The sequence below is a fragment of the Kibdelosporangium banguiense genome, assembly GCF_017876405.1.
GTDB lineage: Bacteria > Actinomycetota > Actinomycetes > Mycobacteriales > Pseudonocardiaceae > Kibdelosporangium > Kibdelosporangium banguiense.
Window position 1 is genome coordinate 8667601 of sequence record NZ_JAGINW010000001.1, and the last position, 16929, is coordinate 8684529.

A 16929-nucleotide genomic window follows, 5' to 3' on the forward strand; every position below is an offset into this window, starting at 1 on the left:
TCCGCGTTGCGCGCGGTCAGTTGACGCCCATTCCGCCGCACACGTTGAAGGCCTGTCCGGTAATCGATTCAGCCTCGGGCACCGCCAGGAAACCCACCATGCGGGCCACCTCGTCCGGGCGCAGGTGCCGGCCGATGGGTACAAGCTTGTTGCGCATCCGCAGCACCTCCGCAGGTGTCATCGACATCGCCTCGGCCGCCTGCTTCATGAGCCCCGCGGTCAGGTCTGTATCGACCAGGCCGGGGCACACGGCGTTGACAGTGATCCCGCTGCCCGCCAGGTCGATGGCCAGCGTCCGGGTCATCCCCACCAGGCCGTGCTTGCTCGCCGCGTAGACCAGCCCCAATGGCGCGGCCTGCTTGCCGGCCGTCGAGGCGATGTTGATGATCCGGCCCCAGCCGCCTTCGAGCGCCCCCGAACGCTGCACCCAGGCGCGGGTCACCCGGAACGCCCCCGTCAGGTTGGTGCCGATAATGCGGTCCCACACCTCGTCCGGTGTGTTCTCGATGGGGGTCATGCCGCCAATGCCGGCATTGTTGACCAGCACGTCACAGCTGCCGTGCGCGGTCATGACGGCGTCGAGCAGCGCATCGACCTGCCGCTGGTCGCGCACGTCGGCCACGTGCCCGGCCACCCGGTCAACACCCGTTTCGCGCAGGGCGGCGAGCCCCTTGTGCACGGTGTCCGGGCTGGTGGCCGAGACCACCACGGTGGCGCCGAGCCTGCCGAGCTCGGCCGCGCAAGCGAGCCCGATTCCCCGGCTGCCGCCGGTGACCAGCGCCACCCGGCCGGTCAGCGGACCAGCCGAGGACCGGTCGGCGACCTCCTCAGGGACCGTTGTCTCCGCCGGGAGATCCATCATTTCGGTATCCTTTCTGGTCACGCCGCCTCCCCGAGCCCGTGTCCCACCGTGACGCGGTACCCGGCGCCCAGGGTGACCTCGACGTCGCCGTCGACCTCGGAGGCCCCGGCGATGCGCCTGGCGAGCTCGGCGGCGAGGCTGAGCGTCGGAATCCAGTGCTGGTCAGCGGCGGTGGACCGGACGGAATCGTCGTAGTGCAAGCCCCGCAGGGACACCCCGGCAGCACTCGGGCCAGTGGCCGGTGGCTGCCGCACCGCGAACATGACCGCCCCCTCCGCCGCGCCCGCTGTCGGCAGCGGCCGCTCCGGCGACCAGTTCAGCACCGCGAACGGGGCGACTACGGACTCCGCCGCGCCCACGATGGCGACGTCCACGGCCTGCCGTTCCAGCGCATCCCTGGTTAGCCACAGGGCCTCGGCGAAACCGGACAGGCGACCGGTCGTGGTCTTGGCAGGCCCGCGGTAGCCCAGCCCGACGGTGACCTCGCCGGTGGCCGCCGTCGCGAACCACGTGGTTATCAAGTAGGGCTGCACCGCCCGCGGTCCCCGGCTGACCAGGGCGTCAAACTGCGGCTGGGCGTAGCTGTAGCCGCAGCGGGTGGCGGCGAAGAACACGCCCACCCGCTCCGGTTCGGGCATCACCAGCGGAGCGACCAACTCCGACACCGCCCGGTACGCCAGCGCGACGAACCGGTCGGTCCGGCGGCCCAGTCGCGGCGGCACTCCCTCAGCCCGGCACGGGTCTTCGGCGAAAGCCGGCAATCGGATCACCGGCTCGCCAGGCCGCTCGGTGGTCAGGCTGACCGTCTCACCCTCGGCCGGGAGAAGCACCCGGCTCGCCAACACCTCGAGCCCGTCGACCCTGGCCCTCATGACAGCACCCGCAGCACACAAGCACTGTGCAGGCCGCAGAAGCCGTTGCTGTTCTTGACAATGAACTCCGGCCGCAGGTGCCGGGGCTCACCCAGCACCAGATCCACCGGCTCGGCCAAGGTGTCCACGGTGGTGTTCTTCACCGGCGGCAGCACCTCCTTGGGGAGCAGGACCGCCAGACTCACCACTTCCAGCAGGCCCGACGCGGCCAAAGAGTGACCGATCGCGCCCTTCTGCGCCACCACCGGCATCGAAGCCGACCGCTTCCCGAAGACGTCGGCGTAGGCGGCGGCTTCGGCGGCATCGTTGAACAGGGTCGACGTCCCATGGGCGTCGATACAGTCGATCGCGTCCGCGGACACACCCGCGTCGTCCAGGGCCTGCCGGATCGACCGGGCAACGTCCTCACCGCTGCTACGGATGCCGGTCATGTGATAGGCGCTCGACACCGATGCCCAGCCGCACACCTCCAGCGCTGGCCGCGCTCCCTTGGCCGCGGCCAGCGCCGCGTCCTCCAGGACCACCGCCGCCGCCCCCTCGCTGAGCACGAACCCGTCCCGCTCGGCCGAGAAGGGGCAACTGGCGCGCGCCGGCGGCACCGGCCGGGTCGACAACGCGCCAATACGCTGAAACCCGGCCACCACCGCCGGCGTCAACGGGGCCTCCGCGGCCACCACCAATACCCGCGGGGAACGACCGGACGCCACCGCGTCCACCCCAGCGCCCAGCGCGTCCAACGCCGTCGTGCACCCGGTGGCGACCGTCAAACGGCGAGCACCGCCACCCAGCTCCGTCCGCACCCGCTCGGTCAACAGGTCGAGGGCGAACACCCCGGCCTGCGGGGCCACCCCCGCGCGGTAAGCCACCTCCAACTCCACGGCCGCGCCGATCGCCGTCGCCCCGATCACATCGATCTCGGCCCGCTCCCGACCGGACAACCCAGCGTCCTCCACCGCTTCCCGGACCGCGTGCAAACCCAGACCGACATGCCTCGGCAACCCATCGGTCTCCCCGACCAAGCCGACCCGACAGCCAATCGCATGATCGAACCCCTCGAACCCCAGCGCCTCACACACCGGCCAACCGGCCATCATGCCCAAAGCATGGGATTCGGCGTCAGTGCCCACAGGCGAAACCGCTCCGACTCCCGTCACGACAACGCATCGTCGACTACCCACTCGCTGCTCCCTCGAACTCCATCTCGCCGACAAAATTGCGAATTATTTCTCCCGGCAAGGCGAATCACGCGCGATACCGGTACGAAAGGCGAGTTCCACCAGATGGGCAGAAGACCCGGAGGTATCCGGGGGCACTACTCCTCATGTGGCAGCCGGAACGATTTTCGGCCGTGCCGAAAGCGCGGGCCACGACGCCAGTCGCAATTCTGGCCAGAAATGGTTACGATCACACTCGAACTGACCGATCACGTAAAGAAATCCATAAGTCTCCCAAGGCTTCCAGAGTTGTATGCATATTTCCGATCAGCACCCGAAAGCGCTGCGAAAAAGTTGTCCCAACTCCAGTTCTCCTCCTGCAAACGCCACGAGCGCAAGGGGCCAGTTTTTTGGCCCCCTCGTTCGCCAGAGCAGCCCCCGTGACAAGGCTGATCCCTATTACGCTGGCAGCCTGTGGCCACTGACGAGAGCACGCCAGGCGCCGCTGTTTCGCCGGACCCGGACCGCGGAGATAATCGCCCTGAACTGACCAAGCGATGTGCATAAGTCATGGTCGCAAGCCGCTGCGTGGCAATTTCCCTGCTGATGTGTACTGCAAACTGCGAATCGGGTGGTGCACCGGCTGGGCGGACTGACCCGCCGGTGGCGGTTTGCCGCGGTCCTGCCCGGCCAGGGCATTCTGATGTCGATCACGGCCACGTCCGGACGCGGCTGCTGTCACTCTAAGGGTGGCGAGCACCAGCGGGGATGCTGGTGCTCGCCACCCTTAGCCAAGCCGAAACCATGACGGCCCAGACCAACGCAAAACCGGCCCACGGATACGGCTATGCATGGCAGCCTCTCCCTGCGCACGCTTACATAGTCAGCGGCGCACGTCCCCCAGCGGGCAGCGCACCAGTTCGCAAGTACTGGAGCCCATACCGCCGCACACACCGATCGGCGGTTCATTATTTGGGGCGATCTGTCGCATTTAGCCCCGCATGAGGCTACCCTTGACAGAAACGGATTTCTTCGGCGAGGAATTCGCGACGGATTTGACTTTGCCCTTTCCGCATGCTTTCGAGGAGTCAAGCGTCTTCGTGCTGCCATCTTCCATCTTGTACCACAGCCGTACCCAGACACACTTCCCGTCATCTTCCTTGTCGCGCACCTTCCCCTCGGACCGTCCACCTTTCCAGCAGACCTTGCCCTCGGCGGACCCCCACGACTTGTCTGCTTTGAAGTGGCCACAGTTGGGTTCTTGCAGCGCGGCGTGCCCAGAGCCGGCGAAGCCCAGCAGGGAAATACCCAGCGCCATCGTCAGCCCGACCGTCCGCAACCAGTATTTGCTCATCTAGTCCTCCTTGATTTTACAGTGAGTAAAGCGAGGTTGGTTGAATATGAAATTGACGCGACCAAGTGAAGCAGAGTCTTAGTATTCGACCAGGTGTCCGGAAAATGTAAGTGGCCGCTTGTCCGGCTCCGCGTACCTCATCCACCCTTGCGTAGATCATGAATCGATCAGGATCCGGGAGGACACGCCGCGCAAGGGCAAGATCAATCCTGGCCTTTCATGATCTGTAAGTGCGACTGCCCTACTACTAGGTACTTCATGCCACGCTTAGGAGATTCTCGTCATAGCGGCAGCGCGGCATATGCGGACAATTTCTATCCCGGAGTGCGTTCCCTGCTACTGACGCTCGTGGGAGGACGACATGGGGTCGAGCGACAATGACAAGCGGACAGGCCTCAGTAGACGAGGATTTCTCGGTGGCGTCACCGCGGGCGCGGCCACAGCGGTCACCTTGCGACCTGGTGCGGCATTCGCCGAAGAGGTTGTCGAGCCTGCGGCCACCTCGCCCAGATTCTTTGGTCGCATCTTCAAATTGCCGCCGTTCGCGCCGGCGAACGACCAGGTTCGGGCTGCGCTGCGCGAGCTCGGTCGGCCAGGCGGGTTGATGGATGCCAGGGATCCGCTACAGGAGGGGCCGGTCCGGCTTATCACCAACCCGGAGCTGAGTCCCAACAACCCGGACAATCCGTTCCATACGGCCGGCACGACATTTTTCGGTCAGTTCGTCGACCACGACTTCACCTTCGACAACAACTCACCGCTCGGGGTGCCGACGAATCCCAGGACATCACCGAATACGCGCAATCCGACACTGTCGCTCGACTCGGTGTATGGCGGCGGCCCCAACGTCAATCCAGAATTCTACGACCCGGCCGACCGGGTGAAGTTCAAGGTGGAGAGCGGTGGCCTTTTCGAGGACGTACCACGGCGGGCGGACAACGTGGCGATCATCGCCGATCCGCGCAACGACGAGAACCTGATGATCTCTGGCATGCACGCCGCCTTCCTACTGTTCCACAATCGGGTCGTCGACCGGTTGCGGTCCCAGGGTGTGCCGGCCGACGAGGTCTTCGACAAGGCACGGCGCCTGGTCACCTGGCACTACCAGTGGATCATCGTGCACGAGTTCCTGCCGCAGATCATCACGTTTGGCATTACCCGGGACATTCTCACGCACGGTCGCCGGTTCTACCGGCCGTCGCCGGGGCAGCACTTCATGCCGGTGGAGTTCCAGGGCGCCTGTTACCGGTTCGGACATAGCATGATCCGGCCGTCCTACCGGGCGAACCTGCGCGGCGACCCCGGCGGCGACCCCGCGACCGGAGCCCCGGCCTTCTTCGGCTTCATCTTCGACCCGACCGGGCAGGGCCAACGGGACCCAGTCGACCTGCGCGGCGGCGCCCGCGCGCCGCGCCGGTTCATCGGCTGGCAGACGTTCTTCAACTTCGGCGACGGCAACGTCCGTCCCAACAAGCGCATCGACACCAGGATCTCCACGCCGCTGTTCAACCTGCCGCTGGCCGCGATCCCGTCCGGCGACCCGCCGACCGCGCTGCCTCAGCGCAATCTGCTGCGGCACCTGACCTGGTCGCTTCCGTCCGGCCAGCAAATCGCCACCGCGATGGGCATCCCGGTGCTCGGTCCGGACAGCTTTCCCGAGCTGCGGCCGCTGGGCGCCGGACTGGATGCCAGTACCCCGCTCTGGTACTACGTCCTCAAGGAAGGCCAACTGCTCGGCGACGGCATCACGCTCGCCGGGGTGGGGGCCAGGCTGATCGGCGAGGTGTTCATCGGGCTGCTGGAGCTGGACCCGGCCTCCTACCTGGCGGTCCGCCGGAACTGGCGGCCGACGTTGCCCGGACGCAACGGGTCGACCGGTGACTTCACCATGGTCGACCTGCTCACCTTCGCCAGGGTTGACCCGACCAGCCGCGGGCAGTGATCAGCCGTTCAGACGATGGCATCGTGCCCTTTCATCCGAATCGGTCACTGACGCTTTTTTGCGCGACTGCTGACACCTTCCTCGCGCCTTCCACGACGCGCAGCCGCTCTGTCCCCGAAACGCAGGAAAGTGTCAGTGCCCGCGCAGCGAAGTGTCTGCGCTTCAACCCGGCCCAGATTCTCGGAATCTACCGACTTTCTGGACGTCCTATTTTGGCAGCGGGCCAGTCAGGCCAAGAAACTTCACAAGGGCCTGCAGCGGGTTCGTCAGCCGTGGAGGAGCGTCTGGTTGTGGTAGCGGCATTCCTGGACAGCTGAGGTCGCCAGCCGGTACCACGCCGTCGACCAGAAATGCTTCCACCTGGTTGTCGACACAGGGATTGCCGCCGGCGTAGATGGTGTGGTCGCCCTCACCGGTCACGGTGAGCAGCCGGGAGCCCGTGAACCGTCGGTGGGCTCGCTCAGCGCCCTCGATAGGGGCGGCGGGGTCGTGCGTCGACTGCACCATGAGCACCGGCGGCACGCCTTGACCGGTCGGTTGAGGCAGGAACAGGTTCGGACGTTTCCAGAACACACACTGCTGGAAGATGCTGTACCAGCCGGGCAGTGGGTAGCGGCGTCCTTGGCGTTCCGACTCTCGGATGAGGCTGGTGCGATCGCCGTGCCATGGGGTGTCGTTGCAGGTGATGGCCGACATCGTCGCGGTGATCGCGTCCTCGGTTTGCTGTCCTTGCGTTTGCATGGGCAGTGGCGGACCGTGCGGCCGTCGTTTCGCAGCTTCGAGTTGGGCGGCTGCCTGCTGCGGCTGGCCAAACGCGATCGCGTGTCCGGATGTTCCGGCCGCCGCACGCACCGCGCGAAGGAATCTGGCCAGCTTCGGGAAAAGATACTTCGTGTACAACGACATGATGATGGCCGAGTCCAGCGTCACCGCGTCGGCCGTGAGCACTTCACCGTCGATGTCCACTTCCGCCGGCCGTTCGGTCAGTGTGGCCCGTACCTGTTCGTAGACCTGCCGCACAGCCTCCGCGGTGGTGCCCAGGTGGTACACGTTGTCATACGTGGCCACCCAAGGCAGGAAATGTTCCCGGAAACGGCGTTCGTAGCCTCGAGGCTGCCAGCGGAGTGCCGCCTGCCAGCCGGTGGTGAACTCGACGTTCGAGTCCAGCACGAACTTGTCCACCCGGTGCGGGAAGTAGGTGGCGTAGTAGGCACCCAGCCAGGTGCCCGCGGAGTACCCGATCCAGCTGATCTTCTCCTGGCCCAGCAGGTGCCGCAACAGATCGTGGTCCCGCACGGTTTGCTCGGTGGTGATATAGCGGCCCAGCTCGCCCGAGTGAGTTTGGCAGGACCTGGCGAGGAGCCGCATGGTGTCCAGGATCAGGTCGAGATTGGCCGCGCTGCGGTCCCTCGGATCCAACGAGCTGGAGGGGGCGTTGCCACAGGAGACGTTGGTGCTGTCGCCGGTCCCCCGTACGTCGATCCCGACAACCTCCATATTGTCCAGCAGCCTGCCCCGGTCCGCCTGCAGGAAGACCAACGGCAGGAGCCGTCCCGGCACGCCGGGAACACCCGGGTTGGCCAGCACGCTGCCCCGTGGTTCCGCGCCACTGGCCGGGCGCAGGCGGCTGACCGCGATCACCACGTCGATCTTGTCCTCCGGCCGGTTCCAGTTGCGCGGCGCGGCGAACGACCCACACTCCAACCGTTCCGACCCCGGCGGCAAACCAGATGGAGGTCCCTGCGGGAAACACGACTTCCACTCGATGCGCTGGGTGAGATACCGCTCTGGAATCGGCACCGCAGACGAAGCCGCAGGAGTGGGGAATGCCGGAACAACGCCGGCGATCAACGCGACGACGACTCCCACGGCGAGCAGCAGGCTACGCCGAGCCGAGAACTCCTGTGCAGCTTCCATGATCGTTTCCCCACAATCCGGTGGTAGAAACCAGTCTCGGCCAAGAAAACCCACGGCCCAAGTGAGCCATTCACCTGGCCCCACTGGGTATGGGGCGTGAAGCGCGCATACCCGACGCGCACGTCGTCTGGGGCCAGGCGAGCAGGTCGATCGCGGTTAACGCGAGCGCCAGCCCGGCTTGGTCGACTGCGAACAGCCGGGAAGGGGAACCGGCCGATAGCAGCGACTCGCCTGCCGCGACTGTCCGGATCGCGTCGAGGTCGGTGAGACTGGGCGGCACGGCACGGGATCACGCAGTACTTCCACAGTGGACCGCAGTTCGGCGCATGCTTGGCCGCAGACTTCGGTGATGATGTCCAGGGTGCGGGTGACGGCGACAAAGTGTCAGTGCCCTGTACCGAAGAAATCACCGACCAACTCGTCCACCAGTTCCTGATCCAATACGAGCACCGCCAGTAGTACCGAGGTGCCGGCTCACCCGGTCGCATTCGGTTGTTCGGTTCTGGGCCTCATAGAGGTCGTAAGCCCTGTTGCCACGTGGCCGTGGCGAGGTCCGTGGCGCCGGCTGCGAGGTGGGTCTCCGCGAGGTGGTCCAAAGTAGACGCCGCACAGTAGGCGTTGTCCAGGTCTCGGTAGAGCTGAAGAGCCGTCGAGTAGTGTGTGGCGGCTTCGGACAGCTTGCCGGTGCAGTGGGCGATGTAGCCGAGGCTGTCGAGGGTTGCGCTTCGCCGTTGCGGTCCGTGTGCTCGCGGAACAGCGGAAGGGCTTGTTCGCAGTGACTACGGGCGGCTTCGTAGTCGTTGAGCTGGGTGTGGAACCATCCCACGGCATTCAGTGCCAGCGCGGTCCAGACCGGTGTGCCCGAGTTGTGGAACAGGCTCAAGGAATGGCACGCGTGGTCCAGCGCCTTGTGGAAGTCGGCGCGTTGTTCCCAAGCCCAGCCGAGGACGTAGTGCGCACGGGCCTGGCCGGCGTCGTCGTTTGCCTGCACCGCGTCAGGCAGTAATCCAGCGCCGCCCCCATGTTGGCCCGCTCGGCCCGCAGACGCTCGGCCCATTCGTACTGGCGAGGGCCACTAACGTTCACGTCGGCCTGTTCAGCCAGGTGCAGGTAGTAGTCGCGGTGCCGGCGGAGCACCGCAGCCGTGTCACCGGCCTGCTCCAATCGCTGCCGCCCGTACTCGCGGATGGTCTCCAGGATCCGGTACCGCACTACATGCCCGCATTCGTCCCTGACCAGAACCGACTTGTCGATCAGCCCGGAAACCGCCTCGAAGACCTCGCCGGTGGCCAGCCCCGCACCGGCACACACGCGTTCGGCGGCGTCCAGGTTGAAGTCCCCGGCGAACACCGAACACCTCGCCCAGAGCGCCCGTTCCGGCTCCGAGCACAACTCGAAGCTCCAGTCGACCGTCGCCCGCAGGGTTTGATGGCGCGGCAGGGCCGTGCGGCTCCCGGCCGTCAGGAGCGCGAACCGGTCTTCCAGCCGCTCCAGCATCTGCTCCGCGGACAAGATCGGCATCCGGACGGCGGCCAGTTCGATCGCCAGCGGCAGACCGTCCAGCCGCCGGCACAACCGCGCCACCGCGAGCCAGTTGTCCTGGCCCACCGTGAAACCTGGAGCGACCGCACTCGCTCGGTGCTCGAACAACACCAGAGCTTCCGGGGACTGTTCCGGCACCTGAGCATCGCCATCGGCCGGCGGCACGGACAGCGGCGGGACGGGCCAGAGCTGTTCACCGGGGATGCCCAGCGGCTCCCGGCTGGTGGCCAGCACAGACAGCCTCGCAGCAGCCGACAGCAACCGGGCTACGAGGTGTCCACAACACGCCAGTACGTGCTCACAGTTGTCCAGCACGAGCAGCAGGTGCTTGTCCGCCAGGAATTCGGCCAGCACGGTCGCGGCATCCCGGCGCGAATGATCGAGCAGTTCCAGCGCCGCGGAATCCAGGCTTCCTCACCGATCAGCCACAGACCCCACGCAGGCGGCCTGCCATCATCGGTCTCGGCCTTCTCGTTGTCGGGAGACCCACGCAGCGAGTCGGGTGCGTGTGGTGAAGCCGAGCTTGGTCAGGATGCGCTCCACATGGCCTTCCGCGGTACGCTGGGCGATCACCAGCCGGGCGGCGATGTCCTTGTTGGACAGTCCTTGCGCGACCAGCTCGGCGACCTGCTGTTCGCGGCGGGTCAGCGGCGCCAGTGGTTCGTCGGCGGCGGCAGCAGCCACGGGGACAGGCTGGGAGCTCTCGCCGAGGGTGTAGGCGATGACCTGGTCGAGGTCGAGTTCGGTGCCGCGCTGGAAGGCAGCCTCGAACGCAGGGGTGCCCAGGGCTTGGCGGGTGCGCGCCTGGCACTCCCGATGCGGGACGGCGAAGGCCGCGGAATGGAGCAGCCCGGAGATCCCGAAGGTCCGCGTGATGTAATGGGCCGCGCCGAGCAGGACGGCGGCCCGCTCGTGCTCGCCGGCTGTCTCGGCGATCCAGGCGACCAATTCGACGGAGAGCATGAGCGCCACGGGGTCGGGCACGCTTCGCCGTAGCCGCAGAGCCTCCTGAGCGGACCTGGCCGCTTCCGCCAGGTTGCCCCCGGCCCACTGGGCGCGGCCGAGGAGGGTCAGCGCGTAGGCCAGGTACGTACGGTCGCCGTGTGCCCGGCAGATGATGCGGGCCTCCTGGCTGAGTTCCACCGTGCCGGCTAGGTCTCCGCGGAGCACACGAGTGCCGGCGAGGGCGAGACGGGCCAGCACCGCGCCGAGGTTGTCCGGCTCGCCGAGGGCCTGGTACCGCGCCAGCGCTTGCTCCAGCAGCGGGGCGGCGCGGTCCAGATCGCCGCTGAACATCGCGGAGGTTCCCAGTCGCTCGGTGGCCCAGGCCAGGATGGACGCGTCGCCCACCTGGCGGGCCAGCTCCTGCGCCTCCTCCAACCAGCGGACAGCAGCCTGAAGGTGTCCCTGGTGGCTCGCGATGAAGCCGATGGCGCACAGCGCCTTGGCTCGGTGCCTGCTCGGCTCGGCGTGCAGAGCCAGTGCCCGGTCCAGCCACTGTCGTCCTTCCGTCAGCGCGGCGGAGTGGCCCCAGTAGAACGACAGTGCTGCGGCAAGGCGCAGTCCAGCCTGGGTCTGGCCGGGGCGAGTGAGGTGGAATTCCAGTGCGAGGCGCAGGTTGGCGTGCTCGAGTCGCAGTCGCCGCAACCAGGCGGCCTGGTCGCGGCCGAACCACTCCCGTTCGCCTTGTTCAGCCAGGTGCAGGTACCAGTCGGCGTGCCGGCGCCGCAGCCGGTCCTGCTGGCCGGCCTGGCGCAGCTCGTTCTGCCCGTACTGCTGCAGCGTCTCCAGAAACCGGTACCGGGTCTGCGTGCTGTGGTTGTCCCGGATCAGGATCGACTTGTCCACCAACCCGGCCAGCAACTCGACGATGGAGTCGGCAGGCAGATCCTCACCGGCGCAGACCTCCTCGGCCGCCGGTAACCCGAAACTGCCGGCGAACACCGAGGCCCGCGCCCAGACTGCCTGCTCATCGGGGCTACACAACTGGAAGCTCCAGTCGATCACCGCCCGCAGGGTCCGATGGCGCGCCGACACCGTACGCGGACCGGTGGTCAACAGGCCGAACCGGTCGTCCAGCCGGGCCAGGATCTGATGCGCCGAGAACACCCGCAGCCGCGCCGCGGCCAGTTCGATGGCCAGCGGCAGGCCGTCCAGCCGACGGCAGATACCAGCCACCTGCTCCTGGTTCTCAGCGGTGACCGCGAACGCCGGCACCACCGCCACAGCGCGCTCAGCGAACAACACCACCGCGCCATCCCCAGCATCCCCGGGACCGGTCCTGGCCGGCCGCGAGGCGTTGGGCGGACCGACCGACAGCGGATCGACCGGCAGGACCTGCTCACCGGACACCCGAAGGGTTTCCCGGCTGGTGGCCAGAATCCGCAGCCCGGCGGCCCCGCGCAGCACCAAGTCGGCCAGCACGGCACACTCGCCCACCAGATGCTCGCAGTTGTCCACCACCAGCAGCACCTGTCGGTCCCGCAGGAAATCGACCAGCAGCCCCAGCGGCTCACGCCCGGTGTCGTCATGGATCTCCAGCGCCTGCACCACGGTGTGCGCCACCAGCGTCCGATCCCGCAACCCAGCCAGCTCCACCAGCCACACCCCATGGGCGAACGCCCGCCGCACCCCAGCCGCCACCCGCAGCGCGAGCCGCGTCTTGCCCACCCCACCGGCACCAGTCAACGTCAGCAGCCGACTGGCCGACAACAGCCGCCTGGCCTCGGAGATCTCCCTTCGGCGGTCCACGAAACTGGTGACCTCGGCGGGAAGATTGCCAAGGTAATGCTCCACGCTGGTGCACGACATGTGAGGTCCCACGTTCGATGTGCCATCCAGGCCCCGAGCCGGGCGCGCTCAGCGAGGCCACCAGAGGCCACGATGCGTTCACCATGACCATTGGCGATGCACCGCACGTTCCTCCAGTATCGGAAGAAAGATCCCCGGAGCAACCGACAAGCGTCAAGAATGCGGCAGCAGCCCGGCATCGGGGAACGGCAAGGGCTGACGCAGTCTCGTCAACGGCCATTAGACGCCGAGAAGAACTGGGCGAAGCAGAACTCGGCGTCTGTCTACTGAGCGGCACGCAACCGGCTCACCAGGTCTTGCCGGCCTGCTCCCGGGTTGTGTGGTTGATCCGGTTGAAGAAGTTGGTCAAGGCGATGTTCAGGATGATCGCCGACAGTTGCTTGTCGTCGAAGTGTGTGGCGGCTGCGGTCCAGATTTCGTCGGTGACGCCGGGGGCGCCGTCTTGGATGCGGGTGGCGGCCTCGGTGAGGGCGAGGGCCGCCCGTTCCTGTTCGGTGAAGAAGGGGGTCTCGCGCCAGGCGGCCACGTTGTGCAGGCGTTCCTCGGTCTCTCCCTGCTTCTTCGCTGAGGTGACCCCGGCGAAGACGCAGGGGCCACAGCCGTTGATCTGGCTGGCGCGCAGGTGGACCAGCCCGAGCAGGAGCGGGTCGACGCCTGCGGCGTGAATTGTCTTGTTGAGCTGCTGGATCGCGGTGATCACGTCGGGGTTCGCCTGGCTTTTCATGCGTGCCTGCACCGGTGTTGCTCCTTCGTCGGTTACCTGTGGCCCTCTGGGCCCGTCATCACCTATGACGAAGCGGATCCGAGGAAGGTAACAACCATGACCGACGTGGCCGAGACGTTCGAGACCCAGCGTGACCGGCTGCATGGGGTCGCCTACCGCATGCTTGGGTCGCACGCCGACGCCGAGGATGTGGTGCAGGAGGCATGGCTGCGGCTCTCGCGCCAGGACACCGCGGCCATTCACAACCTCGCAGGCTGGCTGACCACGGTGGTCGGCCGGATCAGCCTCGATGTCCTGCGCTCGCGCCAGGCTCGCCCCGAGGCGTCCTACGACGAGCTCGTCGTGACGGTCGACGACGGGCCCGTGCCTGAGGACGACGTGGCGCTCGCTGACTCGGTCGGGCTCGCGCTTCTCGTTGTCCTTGAGTCGCTCAGGCCGAGTGAGCGGCTGGCGTTCGTGCTGCACGATCTGTTCGCGGTGCCGTTCGACGAGATCGGCCAGATTCTCGGCAAGTCCGCCGGCGCCACCAAGATGCTCGCCAGCCGCGCCCGCAAGAAGGTGCAGGCGAGCGGGCAGCCGACGGTCGCGGGACGGGAACAGCGGGAGGTGGTCCAGGCTTTCCTGGCCGCGGCACGCCACGGTGACTTCGAGGAGTTGCTGCGTGTGCTCGATCCCGAGGTGAAACTGACCGTCGATACACCCGATGGTGCGATCGTTGTGCTTGGCGCTACCAAGGTCGCCGCCGGAGCACGGCTGCGGCTGGCTTCGGGCCTGGCTGTGCGGGCGCGGGAGGTGCTCGTCAACGGTCTTCCCGGGATCGTGTCCTGGCGCGAGGACGGCACTCCGCTCTCGGTCATGGCGTTCACCGTTGTCGACGGCCGGGTCGCCGGGATCGCGGTCGTGATCGACCCGGCCCGACTCACCTCGATGGATCTGCCGAGGCCAGAGTGAACCACTGCTGACGGGACCTGACGACCCGGCCGAGGACGAGTTCGTGGGCGACGTAGCCGAACTGGCGCGAATCGACGGCGTCGGCGGCGTTGTCACTGAGCAGGATCAGGTGTCCTGGCGGTACTCGCTTGTCGCCGCTGACCGCGGCGGACACAGGTTGCGGTACCGGGTCGCCCGGCAGTGCGGCCACACGTTTGATCAGCCAGACGCGGTCGCGGGGGCCTGGTTCGTGCGTACGTGCAATGCCCGGCACCCGGGCGACGACAATGTCTCCCACCCTCAGCCGCGGCAATGACGAGCGCCGCACCCAAACCCGGTCCCCGTCCGACAAGGCGGGACTCATGCTGTCGCCTGACACGGTTACCGCCGACCATCGGCCCGCTGCCCAGCGTGCGGCCCCGACGAGCAGGCCAAGTCCGAGCAGGCCCACGGTGAGTCGTCTCATTTCGCTGCCCCTGCCCGGCTCTCGTATCCACTTGCCTGCAGCTGGAACAGACGGGCGTAGGTCCCGCCCGCCTCGATGAGCTCGTGGTGGGTCCCGAGCTCGGCCACCCGGCCGTCGACGAGGACCGCGATCCGGTCGGCGTCACGGACCGAGCCGAGCCGGTGCGAAATCAGCACACTGGTCCGTCCGGCTCGGTGCGCGGTCAGCTCGGTGTGGATCGCGTGCTCGGCCTCGGCGTCCAAACCGGACGCGGGTTCGTCGAGGATCAGCAGGTCCCGCGCGTCACGCAGGAACGCCCGCGCGAGCGCGACCCGCTGCCACTGCCCGCCGGAGAGCAGCACCCCTGTCTCCGGGTTCGCCTTGTCCTCCTCGTCGATGAAGATCCGGGACAGCAACGTGCGGTAGCCGCGGGGCAGGCCGTCGAGCAGATCGTGGATCCCGGCTCGTTTCGCGGCGAGCGCCACCGCGTCGCGCCGGTCATCGCCGAGGTCGTCGGCGCCGTCGACGTCACCGAGTTCGATGTTCTCCCGCGCGCTGAGCTCGTAACACATGAAGTCCTGGAACACCGCGCTGATCCGGCGGCGCAGCTCGGCCAGCGACAGGTCGCGCAGATCGACGCCGTCCCACAGCACCGCGCCACGCGTGGGGTCGTAGAACCGGCACAGGAGTTTGACGAGGGTGCTCTTGCCGGCGCCGTTGTGCCCGACCAGAGCCACTGACTGTCCAAACGGGATGAACAGGTCGACGCCCTGCAGCACCCATGGATGGCTGTCGCTGTAACGGAACCACACGTCACGGAACTCGATACCGCGTTCGAGCGGCTCGACCGCGACCGGCTGCGCGGACTCGCCGAGATCGGGCTCCGCGCGGGTGACCGCGTGATAGTGGCCGAACAGCAGCAACGCGTTGTGCGCCGTGGCCAGTTTGTCGACGATCATGCCAAGCGCTGCCTGCACTCCGGCGACCGCGGCGACGAACACCACCACGTCTCCGATCGTCAGCCGGCCGTCGCGTGCGGCGAAGATCGCCCAGACCAGCCCGCCACCCGCGACCACCGCGCTGAGCACACCGAGCATGCCCTGCGCGGCGAACTCGCGCCGGTCCAACGCCCGGCGCTCGGCGTCGGCCGCACTGAGCTCGGTGAGCATGCGCCTGCGAAACAGCGGCCCGAGGCCGAACAGCCGTGCCTCCTTGGCCGCTTCCAGGCTGGTGAGCAGGTCGGCGTAGAAGAACTCGCGACGCTCGGCCGGGGTGATGCCCTGCATGACCTCCGCGCGGCGCCGACTCAGCCGTAGCTCGACGATCAGCGCCGGCCCGCCCGCGACCACGGCGACCACCGCCATCAGCCAGTTCAACGTGGCCAGTGTGGCGAGAAAACCCAGCAGCGTGAGGGCCGACTGCGCGGCACCGAGCACACCGTCGACCACCGCGGACGGACCATTGCGGCTGTGCTGCTGCGCCATCCGCAACCGATCCTGGAACGCCGGGTCCTCCAGCCGGGCCAGACCGCCGAGCCGCCCGGTCGCGGTGTAGAGCCGGTCACGGGTGAGCAGCCCGATCCGTCGGCCGAGCTCGAGCTGCAGGTACTTCGCGGCCTGGGCGACCACGACCAGCAACACCCCGGACACGGCCAGAGCACCGGCCAGGACAAGCAGTTCACCGGCCGCGGCAGGGCCGATCCGGTCGAGTACGAGCTTGGTCAGCCACGCGACCAGCACCGGAACGACTCCGCCCAGCACGGTGGCGGCCAGGTATCCGGCCAGCACCGCGGGTGCCGCGCGCCACGCGACCCCCAACGCCTCGACGGCGCCACGCCTTGTCGTCACGTGGTGACGAGACTCGGCAGGGCCGCCAACTCGAACCCGCTGGCCACCACGACACCGTCCGCGCCGACCGTGGCCATCGCGGGCATTCCCTTGACCTGCAACGCTTTCGCGAGCGGACCGTCCACCTGTTCGATGACCACGTCGGCGACCCCACGCAGTTTGGCGACGATGTCGCCGACGTCCTCGGGCGCGCCGACCGCCACGCCGAGTACCCGCCCGTCGAACGCGTCGGCGTAACTGACGAAGCCGGGCAGCCGCTCCAGACAGGCGTGACAGGTCGGTGAGAAGAATCCGATCAGCAGCGGCCCGGTGTCCGGTGCGGCGGTGCCGTCCACTGTGGTGGCCCGCAGTCCGGGCAGTGGCGATCCGGCGGGCAGCATGAAGTCCGCGACGCTCTGGGTGCCTTCGAGTGCCTGGGTGAGCAGCCGGGCGTGCTCGCGCAGCCGCTGGATCACGCCGAGGGTGAGGATCAGGTCGATGATGACCAGCACGCCGACGAGGATCACCGCGGCGACAAGGTAGGGCATGC

At 67.4% G+C, this 16929-nt stretch carries 14 protein-coding genes; 2 read left to right on the forward strand and 12 right to left on the reverse strand.

What is annotated here, in order from left to right; all coding sequences use genetic code 11:
* Positions 1–16 precede the first annotated feature (16 nt).
* From JOF56_RS39380 to JOF56_RS39395, 4 genes are all read right to left on the reverse strand, one after another.
* Positions 17–883, reverse strand: coding sequence for an SDR family NAD(P)-dependent oxidoreductase (locus JOF56_RS39380; protein ID WP_209644493.1), 867 nt, complete (start codon positions 881–883; stop codon positions 17–19).
* Positions 880–1734: a beta-ketoacyl synthase N-terminal-like domain-containing protein gene (locus tag JOF56_RS39385; RefSeq protein WP_209644494.1), complete on the reverse strand. Its 855-nt coding sequence runs from the start codon at positions 1732–1734 to the stop codon at positions 880–882. The genes JOF56_RS39380 and JOF56_RS39385 overlap by 4 nt, the downstream gene beginning before the upstream one ends.
* On the reverse strand, positions 1731–2732 hold the full coding sequence (locus tag JOF56_RS39390; protein ID WP_209644495.1) for a beta-ketoacyl synthase N-terminal-like domain-containing protein: 1002 nt from the start codon (positions 2730–2732) through the stop codon (positions 1731–1733). The genes JOF56_RS39385 and JOF56_RS39390 overlap by 4 nt, the downstream gene beginning before the upstream one ends.
* A 1147-nt stretch (positions 2733–3879) precedes the next feature.
* Positions 3880–4242 (reverse strand): hypothetical protein, encoded by a 363-nt coding sequence (locus JOF56_RS39395; protein ID WP_209644496.1) that lies wholly within the window; start codon positions 4240–4242, stop codon positions 3880–3882.
* 361 nt (positions 4243–4603) lie between these two features.
* On the opposite strand from JOF56_RS39395, the gene JOF56_RS39400 reads away from it, so the two are divergent.
* Entirely contained in the window at positions 4604–6184 is a 1581-nt protein-coding gene (locus JOF56_RS39400) for a peroxidase family protein (RefSeq protein WP_209644497.1), read from the forward strand.
* A 207-nt stretch (positions 6185–6391) separates the two neighbouring features.
* Here JOF56_RS39400 and JOF56_RS39405 read toward each other — a convergent pair whose 3' ends face one another.
* The 5 genes from JOF56_RS39405 to JOF56_RS39430 all read right to left on the reverse strand — a co-directional run bounded on the left by JOF56_RS39405 (position 6392) and on the right by JOF56_RS39430 (position 13190).
* Positions 6392–8101 carry an alpha/beta hydrolase gene (locus JOF56_RS39405; protein WP_209644498.1) on the reverse strand — a complete coding sequence of 570 codons (1710 nt, stop codon included), beginning with the start codon at positions 8099–8101 and terminating at the stop codon, positions 6392–6394.
* A 70-nt stretch (positions 8102–8171) separates the two neighbouring features.
* On the reverse strand, positions 8172–8381 hold the full coding sequence (locus JOF56_RS39410) for a hypothetical protein (RefSeq protein ID WP_209644499.1): 210 nt from the start codon (positions 8379–8381) through the stop codon (positions 8172–8174).
* 599 nt (positions 8382–8980) lie between these two features.
* Positions 8981–9997: an ATP-binding protein gene (locus tag JOF56_RS39420; protein ID WP_209644500.1), complete on the reverse strand. Its 1017-nt coding sequence runs from the start codon at positions 9995–9997 to the stop codon at positions 8981–8983.
* A gap of 99 nt (positions 9998–10096) precedes the next feature.
* Entirely contained in the window at positions 10097–12439 is a 2343-nt protein-coding gene (locus JOF56_RS39425; RefSeq protein WP_209644501.1) for an ATP-binding protein, read from the reverse strand.
* A 301-nt stretch (positions 12440–12740) separates the two neighbouring features.
* Entirely contained in the window at positions 12741–13190 is a 450-nt protein-coding gene (locus tag JOF56_RS39430) for a carboxymuconolactone decarboxylase family protein (RefSeq protein WP_209644502.1), read from the reverse strand.
* A gap of 84 nt (positions 13191–13274) precedes the next feature.
* Here JOF56_RS39430 and JOF56_RS39435 point away from each other — a divergent pair, with 84 nt between their 5' ends.
* Positions 13275–14129: a sigma-70 family RNA polymerase sigma factor gene (locus tag JOF56_RS39435; RefSeq protein WP_209644503.1), complete on the forward strand. Its 855-nt coding sequence runs from the start codon at positions 13275–13277 to the stop codon at positions 14127–14129.
* On the opposite strand, the gene JOF56_RS39440 is transcribed toward JOF56_RS39435, so the two are convergent.
* From JOF56_RS39440 to JOF56_RS39450, 3 genes are read right to left on the reverse strand one after another with little or no spacing between them, the layout of a single operon-like run.
* On the reverse strand, positions 14098–14574 hold the full coding sequence (locus JOF56_RS39440) for a S26 family signal peptidase (RefSeq protein ID WP_209644504.1): 477 nt from the start codon (positions 14572–14574) through the stop codon (positions 14098–14100). The genes JOF56_RS39435 and JOF56_RS39440 overlap by 32 nt on opposite strands.
* Positions 14571–16400: an ABC transporter ATP-binding protein gene (locus tag JOF56_RS39445; protein WP_209644505.1), complete on the reverse strand. Its 1830-nt coding sequence runs from the start codon at positions 16398–16400 to the stop codon at positions 14571–14573. Before JOF56_RS39445 ends, JOF56_RS39440 begins: the two co-directional genes overlap by 4 nt.
* Positions 16397–16927, reverse strand: a complete 531-nt coding sequence (locus JOF56_RS39450; RefSeq protein ID WP_209644506.1) for a TlpA family protein disulfide reductase — start codon at positions 16925–16927, stop codon at positions 16397–16399. The genes JOF56_RS39445 and JOF56_RS39450 overlap by 4 nt, the downstream gene beginning before the upstream one ends.
* Between the last annotated feature and the right edge of the window lie 2 nt (positions 16928–16929).

Coding starts and splice junctions, on each gene's coding strand:
- JOF56_RS39385 (WP_209644494.1), bottom strand. CDS start 1,734: ATGAGGGCCAGGGTCGACGGGCTCGAGGTGTTGGCGAGCCGGGTGCTT.
- JOF56_RS39395 (WP_209644496.1), bottom strand. CDS start 4,242: ATGAGCAAATACTGGTTGCGGACGGTCGGGCTGACGATGGCGCTGGGT.
- JOF56_RS39400 (WP_209644497.1), top strand. CDS start 4,604: ATGGGGTCGAGCGACAATGACAAGCGGACAGGCCTCAGTAGACGAGGA.
- JOF56_RS39405 (WP_209644498.1), bottom strand. CDS start 8,101: ATGGAAGCTGCACAGGAGTTCTCGGCTCGGCGTAGCCTGCTGCTCGCC.
- JOF56_RS39435 (WP_209644503.1), top strand. CDS start 13,275: ATGACCGACGTGGCCGAGACGTTCGAGACCCAGCGTGACCGGCTGCAT.
- JOF56_RS39440 (WP_209644504.1), bottom strand. CDS start 14,574: ATGAGACGACTCACCGTGGGCCTGCTCGGACTTGGCCTGCTCGTCGGG.
- JOF56_RS39450 (WP_209644506.1), bottom strand. CDS start 16,927: ATGCCCTACCTTGTCGCCGCGGTGATCCTCGTCGGCGTGCTGGTCATC.